Origin of the sequence: Microcoleus sp. LAD1_D5 (genome assembly GCF_036702115.1) — a bacterium.
Lineage (GTDB): Bacteria > Cyanobacteriota > Cyanobacteriia > Cyanobacteriales > Microcoleaceae > Microcoleus.
The window spans coordinates 35777-53019 of the sequence record NZ_JAUBSA010000011.1 but is presented as its reverse complement, the minus strand read 5'-3'; the positions used below and the strand labels follow the sequence as shown (position 1 = coordinate 53019).

General features: G+C 46.7%; 12 protein-coding genes. 2 read left to right on the top strand and 10 right to left on the bottom strand.

The features are described from left to right. Window positions 1-37 precede the first annotated feature (37 nt). Complete coding sequence (locus tag QUA70_RS07685; protein WP_333346099.1) at window positions 38-2083, top strand: S8 family serine peptidase; 2046 nt, start codon at window positions 38-40, stop codon at window positions 2081-2083. Window positions 2084-2358: 275 nt separating this feature from the next. On the opposite strand, the gene QUA70_RS07680 is transcribed toward QUA70_RS07685, so the two are convergent. The 10 genes from QUA70_RS07680 to QUA70_RS07635 form a co-directional block, all read right to left on the bottom strand. Further along, entirely contained in the window at window positions 2359-2838 is a 480-nt protein-coding gene (locus QUA70_RS07680; protein WP_333346102.1) for a hypothetical protein, read from the bottom strand. A 173-nt stretch (window positions 2839-3011) separates the two neighbouring features. Further along, window positions 3012-4682 carry a glycosyltransferase family 39 protein gene (locus QUA70_RS07675; protein WP_333346105.1) on the bottom strand — a complete coding sequence of 557 codons (1671 nt, stop codon included), beginning with the start codon at window positions 4680-4682 and terminating at the stop codon, window positions 3012-3014. Window positions 4683-4806: 124 nt separating this feature from the next. Beyond that, on the bottom strand, window positions 4807-7782 hold the full coding sequence (gene pruA / locus QUA70_RS07670; RefSeq protein WP_333324711.1) for an L-glutamate gamma-semialdehyde dehydrogenase: 2976 nt from the start codon (window positions 7780-7782) through the stop codon (window positions 4807-4809). A gap of 85 nt (window positions 7783-7867) precedes the next feature. Next, window positions 7868-8785, bottom strand: coding sequence for a hypothetical protein (locus QUA70_RS07665; protein ID WP_333324709.1), 918 nt, complete (start codon window positions 8783-8785; stop codon window positions 7868-7870). 169 nt (window positions 8786-8954) lie between these two features. After that, window positions 8955-9299: a DUF5615 family PIN-like protein gene (locus QUA70_RS07660; RefSeq protein WP_172190526.1), complete on the bottom strand. Its 345-nt coding sequence runs from the start codon at window positions 9297-9299 to the stop codon at window positions 8955-8957. Between the two features lie 4 nt (window positions 9300-9303). Beyond that, window positions 9304-9630 (bottom strand): DUF433 domain-containing protein, encoded by a 327-nt coding sequence (locus QUA70_RS07655; RefSeq protein ID WP_333324707.1) that lies wholly within the window; start codon window positions 9628-9630, stop codon window positions 9304-9306. Between the two features lie 264 nt (window positions 9631-9894). After that, window positions 9895-12597 (bottom strand): protein-arginine deiminase family protein, encoded by a 2703-nt coding sequence (locus tag QUA70_RS07650; protein ID WP_333346108.1) that lies wholly within the window; start codon window positions 12595-12597, stop codon window positions 9895-9897. A 414-nt stretch (window positions 12598-13011) separates the two neighbouring features. Continuing rightward, complete coding sequence (locus QUA70_RS07645; RefSeq protein WP_333346111.1) at window positions 13012-14421, bottom strand: NAD(P)(+) transhydrogenase (Re/Si-specific) subunit beta; 1410 nt, start codon at window positions 14419-14421, stop codon at window positions 13012-13014. Continuing rightward, entirely contained in the window at window positions 14418-14711 is a 294-nt protein-coding gene (locus QUA70_RS07640; RefSeq protein WP_106150865.1) for an NAD(P) transhydrogenase subunit alpha, read from the bottom strand. The genes QUA70_RS07645 and QUA70_RS07640 overlap by 4 nt, the downstream gene beginning before the upstream one ends. Before the next feature lie 312 nt (window positions 14712-15023). Beyond that, window positions 15024-16175 carry a Re/Si-specific NAD(P)(+) transhydrogenase subunit alpha gene (locus QUA70_RS07635; protein WP_333324700.1) on the bottom strand — a complete coding sequence of 384 codons (1152 nt, stop codon included), beginning with the start codon at window positions 16173-16175 and terminating at the stop codon, window positions 15024-15026. A 444-nt stretch (window positions 16176-16619) separates the two neighbouring features. Here QUA70_RS07635 and QUA70_RS07630 point away from each other — a divergent pair, with 444 nt between their 5' ends. Next, entirely contained in the window at window positions 16620-17132 is a 513-nt protein-coding gene (locus QUA70_RS07630) for a DUF2808 domain-containing protein (RefSeq protein ID WP_333324698.1), read from the top strand. The last annotated feature ends 111 nt before the right edge of the window (window positions 17133-17243 follow it).

The following is a 17243-nucleotide window of genomic DNA, read 5'->3' as shown; positions in this document are numbered from 1 at the left end:
AATTTAGATCGATATACCTCACTAGGAGTACATTTCTATGCCCGGCCCGAGCCCTGACGGTTTTTCCTATCTTTTAGATGATAGCCCCAACAGTTTCGCCTTGACTCCGGGCTTTTTGACTCCTTATCCTAACGGATTTTTTGCCCTCGGCGGCAACGATTTTATTGTCGGTTCCTCGGATGCCGAAATAATTAGCGGTGATAATGGTAACGATCGCATTCTCGGCGGTGGCAATTCCGATACGCTGTTAGGGGGCGCAGACAACGATTTGCTTAACGGTGGTGTCGGCGCCGACTTCCTGTTTGGCGATGCCGGCAGCGATACCTTGGAGGGAGGTAAGGGAGATGACGCCCTCAACGGTGACTCTGGCAGCGACGTTTTAGTGGGCGATGCGGGCAAAGATACGCTGACAGGGGGTTTGGGCCCAGATACCTTTGTCCTCCGCAGCGATTTAGCAGTCTCCGATCCGGCGACAGCAGACGTTATTACTGACTTTAACAGTTTTGTGGATTCGATCGGACTGACTGACAATCTTACTGAAGCTGACTTGATTCTCGAAGAAATATCGATCGCCCCCGGTATTTCCAATACATTAATTAAAATTCGCCAATCCAATGCTATTTTAGGCTTGGTAGCCAACGCATCTCCACAAGACCTCGCCTCTACATTCATCTCTGCAACTACCGTATTGGGCAACCAACTGGATCAAGCTCGCGATTTAGGCGTTTTGGGCGGCACTCAAACGATCGCCGACTCGGTTAGCAACGCCCGGCCAGACGGCCTTTACCGCTTTACTTTGCCGGCTACTAGCGACTTTAAATTAACTGTCAGCGGTTTGACGGCGGATGTTGACGTGGCATTAATTAAAGATCTTAACGGCGACAATTCTATTGACTTCACCGATATTATTGCTTCTTCTCAACAATTGGATTTATCGCCGGAGTCGATCGACATCAACGGTTTAGCAGCAGGAACTTACTTTATCCGAATTTATCAATACCAAGGCAGTACAACTTTCTCCCTCAATCTGTCTGCAACCCCGGCAACTGTTTCTGCTAACAATGCGAGCAACTTGCAGGGTTTTGACTCTCGTTTTGGGTTCGGTTTGGTGAATGCAGCGGCGGCAGTTGCTAAAGCTCAAGGTACTGCAACTTTTCCTGATGTTCCCGACTTGGGCGGAGACGAGTGGGGCAGAGATTTAATTAAAGCTCCAGAGGTTTGGGCCCAGGGGTTGACTGGAGACGGAATTGTCGTGGCAGTTATCGATAGCGGAGTTGACTACAATCACCCGGATTTGACGGGGAATATTTGGAGCAATGCGGGGGAAACCGGTGTTGATGCGATCGGTCGCAATAAAGCTAGCAACGGGGTTGATGATGATGGCAATGGCTTTGTTGACGATTTCCGAGGGTGGGATTTTGTCAACAACGATAATGACCCGATGGACGATAACAATCACGGCACTCATATATCGGGTTTAGTTGCTGCGAAAAAAGATGGGGTTGGGATTACTGGAACGGCTCCGACTGCGAAGATTATGCCTTTAAAAATACTTGATGGGGCAGGGGAGGGTAAAATTAGGGATGAAATTAATGCGATTAATTATGCTGTGGCAAATGGAGCGAAGATAATTAATGTAAGCTTGGGCGGCCTCCAGTTGAATGAGCAAGAATTGGATGCTATTCGAGTCGCTGAAGCTCAAGGTGCGATCGTGATTTCGGCGGCGGGAAATGATGCTCGCCTACAACCAGATTATCCGGCTCGGTTTGCCAATGAGGTAGGAATTGCTGTCGGTGGTGTTACCCAAAATGGCTTGTTTGCGGATTATTCTAACCAGGCAGGTACGGAGACTATTAATTATTTTGTTGCTCCGGGCGGCGACGGTGGTAGGGCGGATTTTGGTGATGTTTATTCAACTGTGCCGCTTTCTCAACCGGGGATTCCCTATCGATATTTTGCGGGTACTTCCATGGGAGTGCCACAAGTATCCGGCGTGATAGCTTTGATGTTGCAAGCTAATCCGAGTCTGACTCCTGCTGATATTAAGAGGATTCTTGCGGAAACTGCGAATCGAGCTGTTTGAATTAATGGGTAATAGGAATTGATAATTGGTAAGTGGTAATGGGCTTGACATACTGTTACCAGATTTGGTAGGGGCGGGTTTCACCAACAATATCCAATTGCTACTAACAATCTACATAAACCCGCCCCCACATAACTAACAATCTACATCAACATTGATTTGTATTGAATGCGAAAAATGTACAAGGGGTTTACCGTGGGATAGGATATGAGCGGGTTTTATGGATAGTTAATTAACCTAAATATTGTTGGTGAAACCCGCCCGTAGAAGCCCCATTAAAAATTGGCGGCGTAAGTTAAGTCAAATTGGCGGCACAGGGTAATGCAGCAGTAGCTTGGTCGATCGAATACTAACTCGTAATTCATCTCGCCGTCTATTTTGGTGATCGGCTGCTTTAAGGGGATGCCCTGAATGTCGTATTGGCGGCGTTCTAAGGCACTCCAGTCGATAAGTTTGAAGTCGATTTGGTTTTGCAACTCTGTTGCGATCAGATATAGGTGCATCTTGTCTTCAACTTTCCCAGTCAGGGGAACTTTTATTAACACTGACTGCGTGACGAGGGGTTTTTGGTCGTTGGGATGCTTCTGAGTATGGCAGCTTGTGAGTTCTATATCATAAGGTTCTACCTTGAATTTCTCTCCGTTGGCGATCGCAGATGAGTGCAAGTCTTTCAGGCACTTTTCTAGGTGAGGAATTAGCCCTAAGTCTGGATCGCACAGCAGTTTACGAATGTTGGAGGTTTCAGTGACTGTCATTTGAGATTTTTGATGTTATTTTTTGATTCTTAACTTATAGCTTACCACGAAAAGCAAACCTATCAAACTCTACTTGCGACATACTTCCAAAAATGCCGTTTAGGGTTAGTATCTCCCAGTGAATAATACATTTTTGGGCAGCAAACCCGTGTTTTTTGCCTTAATGTTTTAGATTATTTTTTGGTAAGTTTCCACAGATTAAGCTCGACATTAGTGTCAGCCGGATTTATTTGATAGTTTTGTTGCTGAATGGCCGATCGCAAAGTAGAGGAGGGTCTGTATAAAAACAACTCACTGAAACCGCCGGGAATTTGCGGGGGTTGGGGTTTTTTCTTTGCCAATTCTCGATTTTTGTAGCAAGAAGTGTAACAGCGGGGTTCTATTAGCAGTGTGACTTTTGGTTCTAGGTGATAACTTAAAGGCATGATATGTGCGATATTGGCATCGCTGATAATTAGGGGATTCCTAGCAGAATTGACCGTCGCGGCTACTTCCAAGGCACGCAACCAACCGCTGCCTTTATTCCACCAAATATCTGCTTGAGAACTAACTCCACCGGATATAATACCTGCGGAAAAAACTGCAACTATAACTATTTTCCACAGTTTTTGCTGTTTGAAGTTCTCCAAATTGTTACTAATTTTCGCAGACAGCAGGTAAGCCACTGCTAGCTGAATTCCCACATAACAAGGAACTAAATATCGCGGATTTCCCGATCGCCTTCCACCCTTGATTATATCAGGTACTGCTAAAAACAAAGCAGTTGTTGCAATTAATAACAATACAATCAACCACACTCGCTTTGGTGTTTGTCGGCATAAAAAATAAAGGGCATAGCCGACTAAAGCTAGAATCATGATACCAACTGGAATTAGCAAGGCTAGTTGTGTGGCGTTGGCAGTTCCATCAATGCCTATATCAAAAAATGCTATGCTGAGGGAACCAACCCACCTGCTAACTAATCTTAAGTAATTTGTTTGTTCGGCCCATGCTGTTGTGCTTCTAACTTGATTGAAGTTTTCAACAGTATTTACCAGGGAAGGCATGAAGCCAATCAATGCGATTAAAGCTGCTACGTAATAGGAAATGAATGTCTTCACATCGCGCCAGTTGGCAATAACTGCGACGTAGATTGCGTGGGCGGCAGCGACGCAGACAAATAACAAGTGGGTGTACAATCCCAGTGTTGCTGTGCCTGCATAAAGCGCCCAGGAAAGAACGAGGACGACAGGATTTTGATTTTCGTCAGAGCGCATTGCTCGCAGCAAGGCTGCACTGGATAAAATAGTAGTTAATGTCCACAAACTGTACTGTCTTGCTTCTTGGGCAAATAGGATGTGGTAGGGAGAAATTGCGAAAATTGCGATCGCCATCCACGCTACTGCTGAAGATTCAAATAACTCCCAAGCCAGCCAATAAATTGCGGGAAATACTAGCAGGCTAATCACGGCAGCCAAACTTCTCATTGCTGCCACTGAACTGCCGAACCATTGCGCCCAATATCGCGCTAGTACATAATACAGCGGCGGGTGTTGGGGGTCTTCTGTTGCTAAAGAATTCAGTGTATCCCTTAAAGTTTTTTCGGAATTTATCTGCTGATATTTTTGTAAATCCGCAGGCGAGGTTATTTTCTGGTACGAAATTTGTTTGATTATTTCGGCTTCGGTATAGCCCGAAACTCTCAAAGAAGTATATGTTTCGTCGATCCAGTAAAATTTGCGATCGAGATGGGCGAAGCGAAATAAAATACCTATGACTAATACGGCTATAATTAAAAATCGCAGCCACTTGTCAAGTGAAGGGTTGTGAGAATTTAGTCGATCGCGATCTTTGGTAGATTCCATTTTATAACTAGCTAATCTGGCACAAATTTTTTCTGTTACCCCGCCCGTAAGGTGCGCTAGGCGCACCCTACTAACTTAACGGCCAGAGAGAGGACTTCAGCCCTCACTACGAACAAAGGAATGATTAATCATCTACTCCTTCAATCGGCGCAAAACCCTGCCGCTGAATATTTTCGGTTATGGTGCGGGGTTCGAGGAATTGCAGCAAATAATCCGGGCCGCCAGCTTTAGAACCAACTCCCGAAAGTTTGAATCCTCCGAAGGGTTGGCGCGATACCACAGCGCCGGTAATTCCGCGATTGATGTACAGGTTTCCGACTTCAAAATCGGATGCGGCTCGATCGATATGCGAAGGCGTGCGAGAATACAATCCACCGGTTAAAGCAAAATTAGTGCCGTTAGCAATCACAATCGCTTCGCTGAAATTCTTTGCCCGAATCACCGACAAAACCGGGCCGAAAATTTCTTCTTGGGCGATAGTTGCTGTGGGCGATACTTCCGTAACAATGACTGGGCCGACAAAATAACCGGTTTCCGGTGCCGGCATTTCTAAAGCTATTTTAGCTTCGGCGCGGCCTGTTTCGATGTATTCGCGGATGCGCGAATGGGCATTTGCATCGATCACAGGGCCGACTTGAGTGCCGGGATTTTCTGCTGGGCCGACATTGAGCGATCGCGTCGCTTCTACCAATCTTGCCACAAAATTATCGTACACCGATTCGACCACAATTACTCGCGAACAAGCGGAACATTTTTGGCCACTGTATCCAAATGCCGAATAAACTACGCCTGCAACTGCTTGGTCTAAATCCGCACTTTCATCGACAATAATTGCATTCTTGCCGCCCATTTCCGCAATTACTCGTTTCAGGTGTTTTTGTCCCGGCTGCAAAATCGCAGCATCGGCATAAATCTGACAGCCAACTTCCTGAGAACCTGTGAAAGTAATCATGTGAACGTCAGGATGTTTTACCATGTAAGCGCCCACCGTTGAACCTTTGCAAGGAACGTATTGAAATACGCCTTTGGGAATTCCAGCTTCTAGCAAAATTTCGGCTATTTTCGCTGCAATTACTGAGGAAACTTCCGCAGGTTTGAGCAAAGTACAATTACCAGCAACCAGGGATGCAACTGTCATGCCCACAGGAATTGCGAGGGGAAAATTCCAAGGTGAAATGATTAAAGAAATGCCGCGTGGCTGATAGCTGTAGCGGTTAGTTTCTCCGGGGATGTCGTAATTTTTCCCTTGTTCTAACCGTTCCATTTCGTCGGCGTAGTAGCGACAAAAATCAATAGCTTCGGAAACTTCGGCATCGCATTCTCTGACAGGTTTGCCGACTTCAAACACCATCCAAGCTGATAGTTCGTGCCGCCGCTGTTCCATCAATTCTGCGGCTTTGCGGAGGACGCCGGCGCGCTGGCGGACGGGGGTTTTTCGCCAACCTGTGAAGGCTGCTTTTGCTGCTTCAAGGGCTTGTTTGGCCTGTTGTTCGGAAAGCAATCCGATGGTGCCAACTACTTCTGTAGGATTGGAAGGGTTGAGAGAGTTAACGGTTGCTTCAGTATTTTGGTACTCGCCATTGATTAGCGGTAAATAGGTTTTGCCTAAGCTGGCGCGCACGGATTTGATGGCTGTTTCTGCTTGTTGCCGCAATTTGGTATTGGCGTAGTCGGTATCGGCAACGTTGGGAAATACTTTGCTGTAAACTAGCTGGTCATTGCCATTAGCAACTGGTGCGGCTAACAATTGTTCGATCGGCATTTCTTCGGAACTTTGCCGGATGAAAGAACTGTTGGCGGTATTTTCCAGCAAACGGCGGATTAAATAAGCCATTCCCGGCAGCAAATCGCCGTAGGGGCAGTAGACTCGAACGCGATAACCCCGATCGACCAAAAGCTTAGCCAATTTGTCGCCCATGCCATACAGCACTTGCATTTCAAAGCGGCGGCGCGGTATATTGAGAGTTTCGGCAATGGCGATCGCCCTCGCTTGCGATCGCACATTATGACTGCCAATAGCTGCATACAAATATTCGTGATTTTCTAGCAGCAACTGCGTCATCTGCTCGAAATTGGCATCGGTAGCAACTTTATCATTGTAGACCGGCTGCGGCCAATCTTTCTGCATCGCTTTGATAGTTTCCTGATCCCAGTAAGCGCCTTTTACCAGCCGCACCGTTACCGGATTTCCGCGTTTTTTTGCCCAGGAAATCAGGTTTTGCAAATCTTGGGCGCTGTCGCGCAAATATGCTTGCAATGTAATTCCAATATCCGTGCGACTGCGAAACTCTTCTTCTAACAATAAGTCTTTGAGAATGGTCAGAGTTAAACTTTTGTAAGCATACTGTTCCATATCGAAATGAACAGCAGATCCCAACTCCTTCGCGCGGCGCAGTAACAGGCGAATTCTCTCGCTTACTTTCTCCTCGCTACCTTTAGCATCCAAAGGGTCAAACTGAGAATAAAAAGCCGTTAACTTTACCGATACTTGCACTCGCGGCAGAGTTTCGCCGTCTGCTTTGTCAATTGCATCTACCTGCGGCCAATTCTTCGCTGCATTGGCGAGTTCAGCCATCAATTCCAAATAGCGGTTAAGATAAATTTGCGCCTCAGTTTCAGTAATGACAGCTTCCCCCAAAAGGTCAACTGTAAAACCCATTTTATCTTTGCGAAGCCGCTCTAATGTTTTAATTACCTGCTTGATATTTTCCCCAGAAATATACTTGTGCGCCAATGTTTCCACCGCAGGCGCAACCGTCGTCGCAGCCAATTGTCCAGGAATCGAATCAGCGTTAGTAAAATTGAGCAATTTTTTCAAAGCTTCGGGCAATTCTACCTCTTCAGCGGTCAGGTATTCTTGCAGGTGGCGGGCAATTTCCGGCTTGCTGCGGAGTGCCGGCAAACAGTCAATAAATCGAAACAATTGCACCCGCAGTCCGGGGCTCGCCATCGCCCAATCCATCAGTTTGTCGTCCCAGCGCATTTGGTCTTGGAGTTGACCGAAAAAAGATCGCTTTTTGTCTTGAGTTGCCTTCAGTATTTCTTTGGCAATTTCTTGAGTTTTTGCTTCGTAGATGCTTGGAGATATTTGTGCAACCATTGGTAATTAGTAATGGGTAATTTGTAATTGGCAACCAGGGCGGGTTTATGTATTGTGTAACTACCCCCTGATACAATTATAGTTGCTATTTGACTTCAATCTTAACTTGGTAGTTTGCTTGGCGATCGCCTGAAATTTCAATAGTATAATCGCCGCTACTCGCTAGTTGACCTTGCCACGGACCTGTGCTATCAGCAGTACCTAAATTTTCACCGTTAGGAGCAATAATTGCTGCGCTAACTTGACCTTCTTGAACATTTATTGTCATGCTTTGGCCGCTATTGCACTCCAGTAAGTAGCGCCTGGATATGTTGGCTCGCAAACTATTGCTCAGAATAGTTCCCGTAGCGCCGGCTTGAAAGTAAACTCGCTCAGTTACAGGGGTTTCAACCGCAGCGGGAGTTGGAGTTGGAGAAGGCAACGGCGACGGCGAGGGGGAAGCAAGTTGCGGAAGGCCAGACAGAGAGGGTATTTGAGTGGGACGGGGCGACGGAGGGATTGTGGGGGGGAGTCGATTTCCCGGGGCTGGGGGAAGTCCGGGCAGGCGGTTGGCGGGCGCTGTGGCGACAGGCGGAGGGCTTTCGGGGAGGGGTACGTCAGCGGGTAGTTTGATTTGAAGGTTCGCTCTTTCTTGATACATTCTCCACGCGAGCAAACTGCCGAGACTAAGGACGGAACCGACTAAGATTCCGCTGAGAAAAACTGCCAAGATTTGCCAAGATCGGGCTGGTTTTGGTTCGGGGTTGGCAGTTGGAATTGTTGGAGGCGGATAACTTGCAAGTTGAGTTGTTTCCGGCGCGCTATCGGCGGCAATTGGAATTGTTTCGGCCTCGTCGATTGGCGCTGAAATATCTTTGGGCACGACAATTTCTGCGCGAGTTTCTGGGGGTGCGGAAGTTGAATCGCCACTGGCAATTTCACTGCGATCGAACTCATCGCTGGCAGTGGAAATTGTTTCCGGTTGCTGAGTCAAAATTTGTTTTTTTTCCTGTTCGTCGCTCATGGGGCTAAATTTATTTTACAAAGACCGCTTTTAGACATTTTACGTTACTGGTGCGATCGCCTGCACTGCACCAGTAACGTAAGGCTCTTGACAAAATGCCGTCCGTGTCGATCGAGAAATCTCTCTGCTGGGGCGATCGCAATTTACCAATTTTTTAAATCTCTGTTACTTATTGAGATGGACGATTGACTCGAACCAGCATTCCTCTCAATGTTTCCACATTAGAAATAGCCTCCGAAATACGTGTAGCCATCCTCTGTCTGTCCTGCTGATCGTCTTTGCAGACAATGATACCAGCATGATTAGGTTGTGAAGCGTGCAGTCGAATAAAATCGATTCGATTGAGTGTTAAAACTGCCCGTTCCTTTGTGACAGCAAAAGCCAGGACATCTTCATCAGGAATGCCCAGATTTGCATTACTCGCTTCTTGTACAGTAAGCACATCGTGACCTAAAGCGCGAAGTAATTCAACTACTACCCGAGGGAATTGTTCATCTGCATACAAACCTGCCATGATATTAGTCTATATTGTTCAAATTAATTACTGCTTCAATCTCGTCAGGAAATGCTTCAGCATAAGCCCAGGCATTTTTCAAGTCGCTAGCACTAAGATGCGGATAATCTTCTAAAAGTTGAGCATCAGTTGCACCTAATCGACGAGACTCTACCAATCCCCAAACAGAAATTCTAGTCCCTGCAATCCTGGCATTACCGCCGACTACACCGGGAGTTTTTTCAATTCCCTGCCAGGTGTTAGCTAAACTTTGAGCTAATATCTGTATTGCTTGAGCTTTCTCGGGCGGAGTCAGGGAAAGCAGTTGCGGTTCTAATTCTTTTAGTGTCATAGTTAATCAAGGGTTTGACTGCGGGGAATGTCGTATCTATATTATAGCGATGGAGCTTTTTACTGCTAACAATAAAAAAGCGAATTAATTGCCAATTCACATCTATTGCTTAGTCCCCCTCTGCTCCGACGAGAGGCATCTCTTAAACTCCTAGCATGGGGGGCGGGTTTATTATATACTGAGTTTTAAACATAGATGGTTGGTCAAACCCGCCCCTACGAGTTACCAATTCCCAATTACCCATTACCAATTACCCATTACCCATTAATAATTATTGGGCAAAGACTGCCAAAAAGGCCGGTCTTCTGGCTTCCTCACAGTATTCGTCGCCGACTGCACGTTTCCTTTCAATTCTTGATAATACCTGTCATCCAGAAAACTAACGCTGACGCCAGCAGGAAGCAGCAGTTGGCGCAATCTTTCCTGAGTGTAATCTACACCCTCAATCATTGGCCCGCGCGGATTTGAAACTAACAACTTGCCGTTAACTGGCACCGAATTGACCATATTTGGCCACCAAGCATAACCGCTGTAGCCAAACATCGCCGGAACTTGAATAATTTGGTCGTCTCCGAGTAAAAACTCTCTTTTCAACTTCTCTATAATCGGATTAAGTTTCTGATTTTGCAAATAGAGATTGTGTTGAATTAAAGCACGGTTTTTCAAGGCGGCGCTGACAGTTGTTTGAGTGCTTAAACCACGATTGATCGTAACATCGCCGTAACCTTTTCCCTCCAATTCTTCCAATAGCTTAACTCCGGCTTCGGGACTGGCGATCGCCATTACATATTGTCCGGGAGTTTGAGTGGGAATAAAATTGATAATTTCATCGACTTGGCGAGTCAAAAGCCAAGAAGTATCAATATCCACTGGCGGCCCTTGAATTCTCTGAGCTTGAATAAAATCAAGTACCTCTGGATTAAAACTAGCATTTCCCGAATTCCCGTAATAAACTCGACCCATTGGGTGTCCGGGAATCGGCGGTGTCACCTGCAAATTGCCGTATCCGTCAGACCACTGACTTACAGGGTCTAAAGAACGAGGATTGCCAATTTTAAATACTTTCAAATCCCGGTCTTGAGTTGATTTAACAGGCGGGTTTTTATCGGGTTCGCTATTGCTTTTTATGGCTACATTAAACAGGCGTAGATCCGATTTGTCTGGCAATTGAACGTATCCGTTTTTCTGGGTGTCTTGCATCCAAGTGCGATCGCCCTGGATAATTTTTACTCTAGCGCCCGTGGGTTCTACTGCTTGTTTGAGTTGGGAGATAAATTCGCTGTTTACCGCGCCTCTGTCGCTGACCTGAACTTCGGTTACTGGTGCTGTATTGGGCGCTATCATCCAAGGACTAACGCCCATTTGGATTGTTGTGGAGGCGATTTCTTGACCGTTGTTTTGGGCAGTTGCTTTAAGATTAACAGTGCCGTTCCAATTGCGATCGGCAAATTGTTTGGCTTCCACACCTAAAACAATATTCGTGCTGAAAACTAGAGGTTTAGCACCGGATAGATCTACAGGTTGCCAGCCGTCGCCCGTCTTCTGGAAAACGCTGATGTGAGGGCTAGCAATGCTATCAGCAGTGATAAATAGTTGAGAGGTTTTAAAGCTTTCAGACAGTGTTAAGTTAACTTGAGAAAGCATTGCTGCACGGCGGGGAGCGCTAACTTTGGTTTGTTTCCAAGTCGGTATCTTGCCGCGATCGTTATTGCGATCGTTAAATGAAATTAGCGCGCCCTTGGACAAAGACCATTGTTCTTTTCCGGCGTCGTCTTGCTGGTTAATTTGGCCATCTCTGTTAGTATCCCCCACAAACAAAAAGTTCGACGGGGACGCAGCAGGCGTAGCTGGGGCGGGAGTTGGTGTTGCAGTTGATTCAGGAGTTGGTTGAGGAGTTGCTTGCTGATTTCTCTCTAACTCTTGTCTTTCAAGTTCTTGTCTGGCTAATTCTTGTCTGGCTAACTCTTGCCTTTCAAGTTCTTGTCTGGCTAACTCTTGCCTTTCAAGTTCTTGTTTTTCAAGTTCTTGTCTGGCTAACTCTTGCCTTTCAAGTTCTTGCCTTTCAAGTTCTTTTCTGGCTGCTTCTTGCCTTTCAAGTTCTTTCCTGGCTAACTCTTGCCTTTCAAATTCTTGTCTTTCAAGTTCTTTCCGGGCTAATTCTTTCTTTTCAAATTCTTGTCTTTCAAGTTCTTTTCTGGCTAATTCTTGCCTTTCAAGCTCTTTTCTGGCTAATTCTTGCCTTTGGAATTCTTGCCTTTCAAGTTCTTTTCTAGCCCGTTCTTTTTTCTCTTGCTCTTTTCTCTCTATTTCTCGACGAGCAAATTCTTTTTTCTCTTGCTCTTTGCGGGCTCGCTCTCTTATCTCTTCTTCCTCGGCTCTAATTTTCTCAACAGAACGTGCGACTTGCATTTCATAGGTAGCGACACTGAGATTTCCTTGGTACTCGATGGTTTTATCGATCGCCCTATCGGCCAAAAAAGAATCGTGAGGAATGAGTCGCAGCGTATTGATAGCCAACTCCCACAGCCGCTGGGACTCTTCCCAAGTAGCAGAAGAAGGATTAGAAGTGCGTCCAATTACTACTGCTTGGGCGGCTAATTTAGCAGCATCGTCCCAATTATATTTGGCTCTTTCTTCTATTTGAATCTGACTTTGAACGTTTTGGAGTTGCTGCGTCAGAGTTTGGGATTGCTGGCGGTGGGTTGCTGATTTCCAAAGTTCTGCCGGAAACGGGGCGCTGTCGGGATTTTTGGCAAGGTTATCTAATTGTACTTTCAGCCGATCGCGCAATTTGTAGAGTTCGGAAAGGGATTGCGGAGTTTCGGCCTCTGGCTGTCGCCCAGAGAGTGCGAGTTGGTAGTTTAGGGAAGGTTGAGCCACTGTTGTGGGGACTGCAACCCAAATAATACCGATGACGACACCGAAACCATTGACGATCGCGATCGCAATATATCGAACCCAGCGCATATAGTTTATCCTCAGACACGCCAATAATTTTACCTAATCTTGGGAGCAATGGGGGATTTAATTATAAGGACTTACGCATGGGGGCCCAGAAACCAGGTTTTTTACGAAAATACTTTGTTGCTGCGGACTGATGCGGTAAAAACCCCGTTTCTTTGTCGGAGTCCGTAAGTCTTGTTATGGCAAATTCGTGCCATGTTTTAAGCAGCCTCATTTTCTTTAATAGTCGCTTCAATTTGGTCTGGGTAAGCCTCGGCATCAGCCCACGGATTTACCAAATCAACGACAACGAAGTCCCTCTCGCTTGAGACTGAAGAATATTGATATCAAAACAAAAACCCAACAAAAACCCGGTTTCTTGGAGAAACCGGGTTTAATCATCAGCGTTAATCCGCGTTCATCTACGGTTAAAAAATCCTACAACTGCTTCACTTCAGAAACCAATTTGGCAACCACATCCTTCGCGCTACCAAACAACATCATCGTCTTATCCTTGTAGAACAACTCATTATCTACACCGGAAAAACCAGCACTCATCCCGCGCTTAATTACGATCGTATGTTTGGCCTTATCAACCTCCAAAATTGGCATCCCGTAAATCGGGCTCGCCGTATCGTGACGCGCCGCCGGATTCACCACATCATTCGCACCAATCACCAAAGCCACATCCGTTTCTTCAAACTGCGGATTGATATCGTCCATATCGTACAACTGCGGATAAGGCACGTTTGCTTCCGCCAAGAGTACATTCATGTGCCCCGGCATCCGCCCAGCCACCGGGTGAATCGCGTATTTCACGTCAACACCCATTTTTTCCAAACCGTCGGCTAACTCGCGCACGGCGTGCTGTGCTTGCGCTACAGCCATTCCGTAACCGGGAATAATCACAACCGATCGCGCATAACCCAACATCATCGCACTTTCTTCGAGATTGATGCTGCGAACAGTTTTGTCAGTAGCACCAGCAGCCCCAACAGCAGCCCCAGCACTACCGCCACCGCTACCAAACGCGCTAAACAGCACACTAGAAAGCGATCGATTCATCCCCTTGCACATGATTTGCGTCAAAATAATCCCCGACGCGCCCACCAATGCACCAGCGATAATCAGCATATTGTTCATCAAAATGAACCCAGCCACACTCGCCGCAATCCCCGAATAAGAGTTAAGCAGCGACACCACCACCGGCATATCGCCACCCCCAATCGGGAGCACAAACATGATTCCCAAAATATTGGAAATCGCCACCAAACCCAGGAATACCGGCACATTTTCGGGATTCGTCAGCATATAACCGCTGCCGGCTAAAAGTGCGATCGCCAGCATGGCATTAAACGGCTGTTGCAGCGGAAACGTCATGGGCGCACCAGGTAGCAATTCTTGCAGTTTCGCAAACGCCACAAGGCTACCAGTGAAAGTAATTCCGCCAATCAACACACCCAAAAGGATCGTGATTGTCGCGTCTGGCGCAGGCGATTCCGGGATGCTGAGATAGCGCCAGAATTCCCCCACAGCAACGAGTGCAGAAGCCGCGCCCCCGAAACCGTTAAGCAAACCCACCATCTGCGGCATATCCGTCATCGCGACGGTTTTCGCCATAATTGTTCCCAAAATGGAACCGATGATGATTCCGACAGCAATCAATTCGTAGCTGATGACTTGCTTTTCCAGCAAAGTACCGACGATCGCAATTAACATCCCGATCGCAGCTAACACATTCCCTTGACGGGCGGTTGCAGGGGAACCCAACTGTTTCAAACCGATAATAAACAAAGATGCGGCAACTAAATAACCTAGTTGAATGCCACTGGGCAGAAAATCGCTCACGCTTTAACCTCTTTTTTCTTGAACATTTGCAGCATTCGATCGGTTACTAAGAAACCGGCGACAACGTTAATTGTGGCCAGGGCGATCGCGATCGTCCCCAAAATCGAAGTAACAGTCACATTGCCTTGGCCAGAAATCAGAATTGCACCTAAAACGGCAATTCCCGAAATCGCATTGGAACCCGACATCAAAGGTGTGTGCAGCGTCGGCGGGACTTTATTAATTACTTCAAATCCCACAAACGACGCTAGAGTAAACACCACTAAACCTGCAATCAATCCTTCTGCCATAACAATTGGTAATTGGTAATTGGTAATTAGTCATTAGTCATTAGTCATTAGTCATTAGTCATTAGTTGTTAGTTGTTAGTTCAAAACTTACGCACGCTGTGTTGAGAAACCAGGTTTTTTACTTACCTTATTTGCGGGCAACCGCGAAGTATTTTTGTAAAAAAACTGGTTTGTAGGTCTTAATGCGTCAATCCTGTAGTTATTAGTCAGCAGGAACCGGGCAATTGTTTCTTAGTCATTAGTTCTTGTTAGTTATTGGATTAACAACAACTAATGACTAATGACTAATGACTAATGACTAATGACTCCTTCCTAACTATTGACTGCTGAAGCCTCAGCAGTCAAAGCATCGCGAACTCGCTGGTTGCTAATCTCACCGTCGCGGGCAACGCAAGCACCAGCTATGATATCGTCTTCAAAATTCAAATTGAGTTCCTTATCTTTCACCATCAACTGAAGTAAAGAGGAGATATTCTTCGAGTAAGTTTCGCTAGCGTGGACAGGCATCGAGGAGGGCACATTAATCGGGCCGATGACATTAACGCCGTTCCATTCAACATCTTTCCCCGCTTCCGTGCATTCGCAATTGCCGCCTTGTTCGCCCGCGAGGTCAACAATTACCGATCCGGGCTTCATTTGAGAAACCATTTCTCTAGTAACTAAAATAGGTGCTTTTCTGCCGGGAACCTGAGCGGTTGTAATAACTGCATCGGAAGCGCTGACGTGTTGGGTGAGCACTTGGCGGGTGTATTCTTTAGCCGCTTCTGATAGTTCTTTAGCATAGCCTCCGGCGGCGACGGTTTCTTCCTTGAGTTCGACATCGAGGAATTTAGCGCCCAAACTTTGCACTTGTTCTTTTGTTTCCGGGCGGATGTCGAAGGCTTCGACTACCGCACCCAAACGGCGCGCCGTGGCGATCGCCTGTAAGCCAGCAACGCCCACACCCATTACCAATACTTTCGCGGGGCGAATTGTACCCGCCGCCGTTGTCAGCATCGGAAAATACTTTGGCAATGCTGCGGCTGCGATCAGTACCGCTTTGTAACCGGCAACGTTACCCTGAGATGACAGCGCATCCATGCTTTGAGCGCGGCTGGTGCGCGGGATCATTTCCATGCTGAATGCCGTTACTTTGCGATCGGCTAAACGCTGCACTAAAGCTGGATTTCCCAGAGGATTCAAAAATCCGATGAAAACGCCTCCTTCCCGGAGTTGATGAACTTCTGATTCTTGCAGCGCCCCGATTTTGACGACGACATCGGCTTCGCCCCACAGCCTAGCGGTATCGGCGACAACCTGAGCTCCCGCTTCTTCGTAAGCAAGATCCGAGAAAAAGGATTTTGCGCCGGCACCTGCCTCAACCCAAACTTCGACGCCTTGTTTTACCAATTTGGCTACAGCGTCGGGTACTAAAGCCACCCGGCGTTCCCCTGCTGCTATTTCTTTTGCGATCGCTAATTTCATACACTCTCCTTATTTAAGCCTTCCTAGGACGGTTGAAACCGCGCCTGCACAGACAAAACCTGCCTCCGCAGGTTTCTTGAAGTGCGATTTTTAATCGCCCCATGCCTTGCTTTACATTGAAGCAGCCGTTGCCCTAAACTTCCCTCGTTGATACTAAAGCCGATCGCCCAAATTCGACCCGTATCTTTAACTTATCTTATACATTCAAATTCACTAAATTGTTAAGTTTGCCGCCGATTATGATATAATTTTATGTCGCCTAATTTTGTAGTTTGAATGTCTGTTATCAGTATTACGCACAAATTACGCAAAAAAAAAGTGACCTCAGCCGGCGGTCGCTCGCCCTCATCAAATTGCTGAGACATTCGATATATTGTAGGCACGATCGCAAATTTCGGCGAGCAATATTTAAGGTTCACCAAGAGTTTAATTAGAGGAGTTGTTATGCGACGATTATTTTCAGCACTAGCGGTTACAGGTTGCTTGGTGACTGGGTTGCCCGCCATCAGTTTAGCCCAGTCCATGCCAGGATTGACGATTTTCGGCGGCCCCGATCGCGCCAACCAATTAAACTATCGCTTGGATTACGGTACAGCCGGGATGAGCGGCGATAGATATCGGCTGCGAATTCCTTCCAAAAAAGTAAGTTTGGCGATCGCCCAACTGAACATATCCTATCCCGACTACTACAAAGGCGAATTCGACCAAAAAGACATTAAAGTGCGCGTCAAAGACAAAACAATCCAATTGCAAGAAGTAATCTGGGACAAAGAAAATCGTTTCATAGAAATTTATCCCACAGAACCAATTGCCGCCGGCAACAATGTTGAGGTTGTACTCTCCAACGTCAGAAACCCATCTCCGGGCGGAATGTACCATTTCAACGTCCGCATCCGCACCCCTGGGGATGTTCCCTTGCTGCGTTACCTCGGCACTTGGCTGTTGAGCATTAATTGAGGGAAGGGTTCGGGGAAGGAATTTCTCGTTAGTCAAGCGATCGCGACAGAAAAATTTAACTGTTGCGATCGTTTTGCTGCGGCCAAAAATTTAACAATACTCAAATCCGGG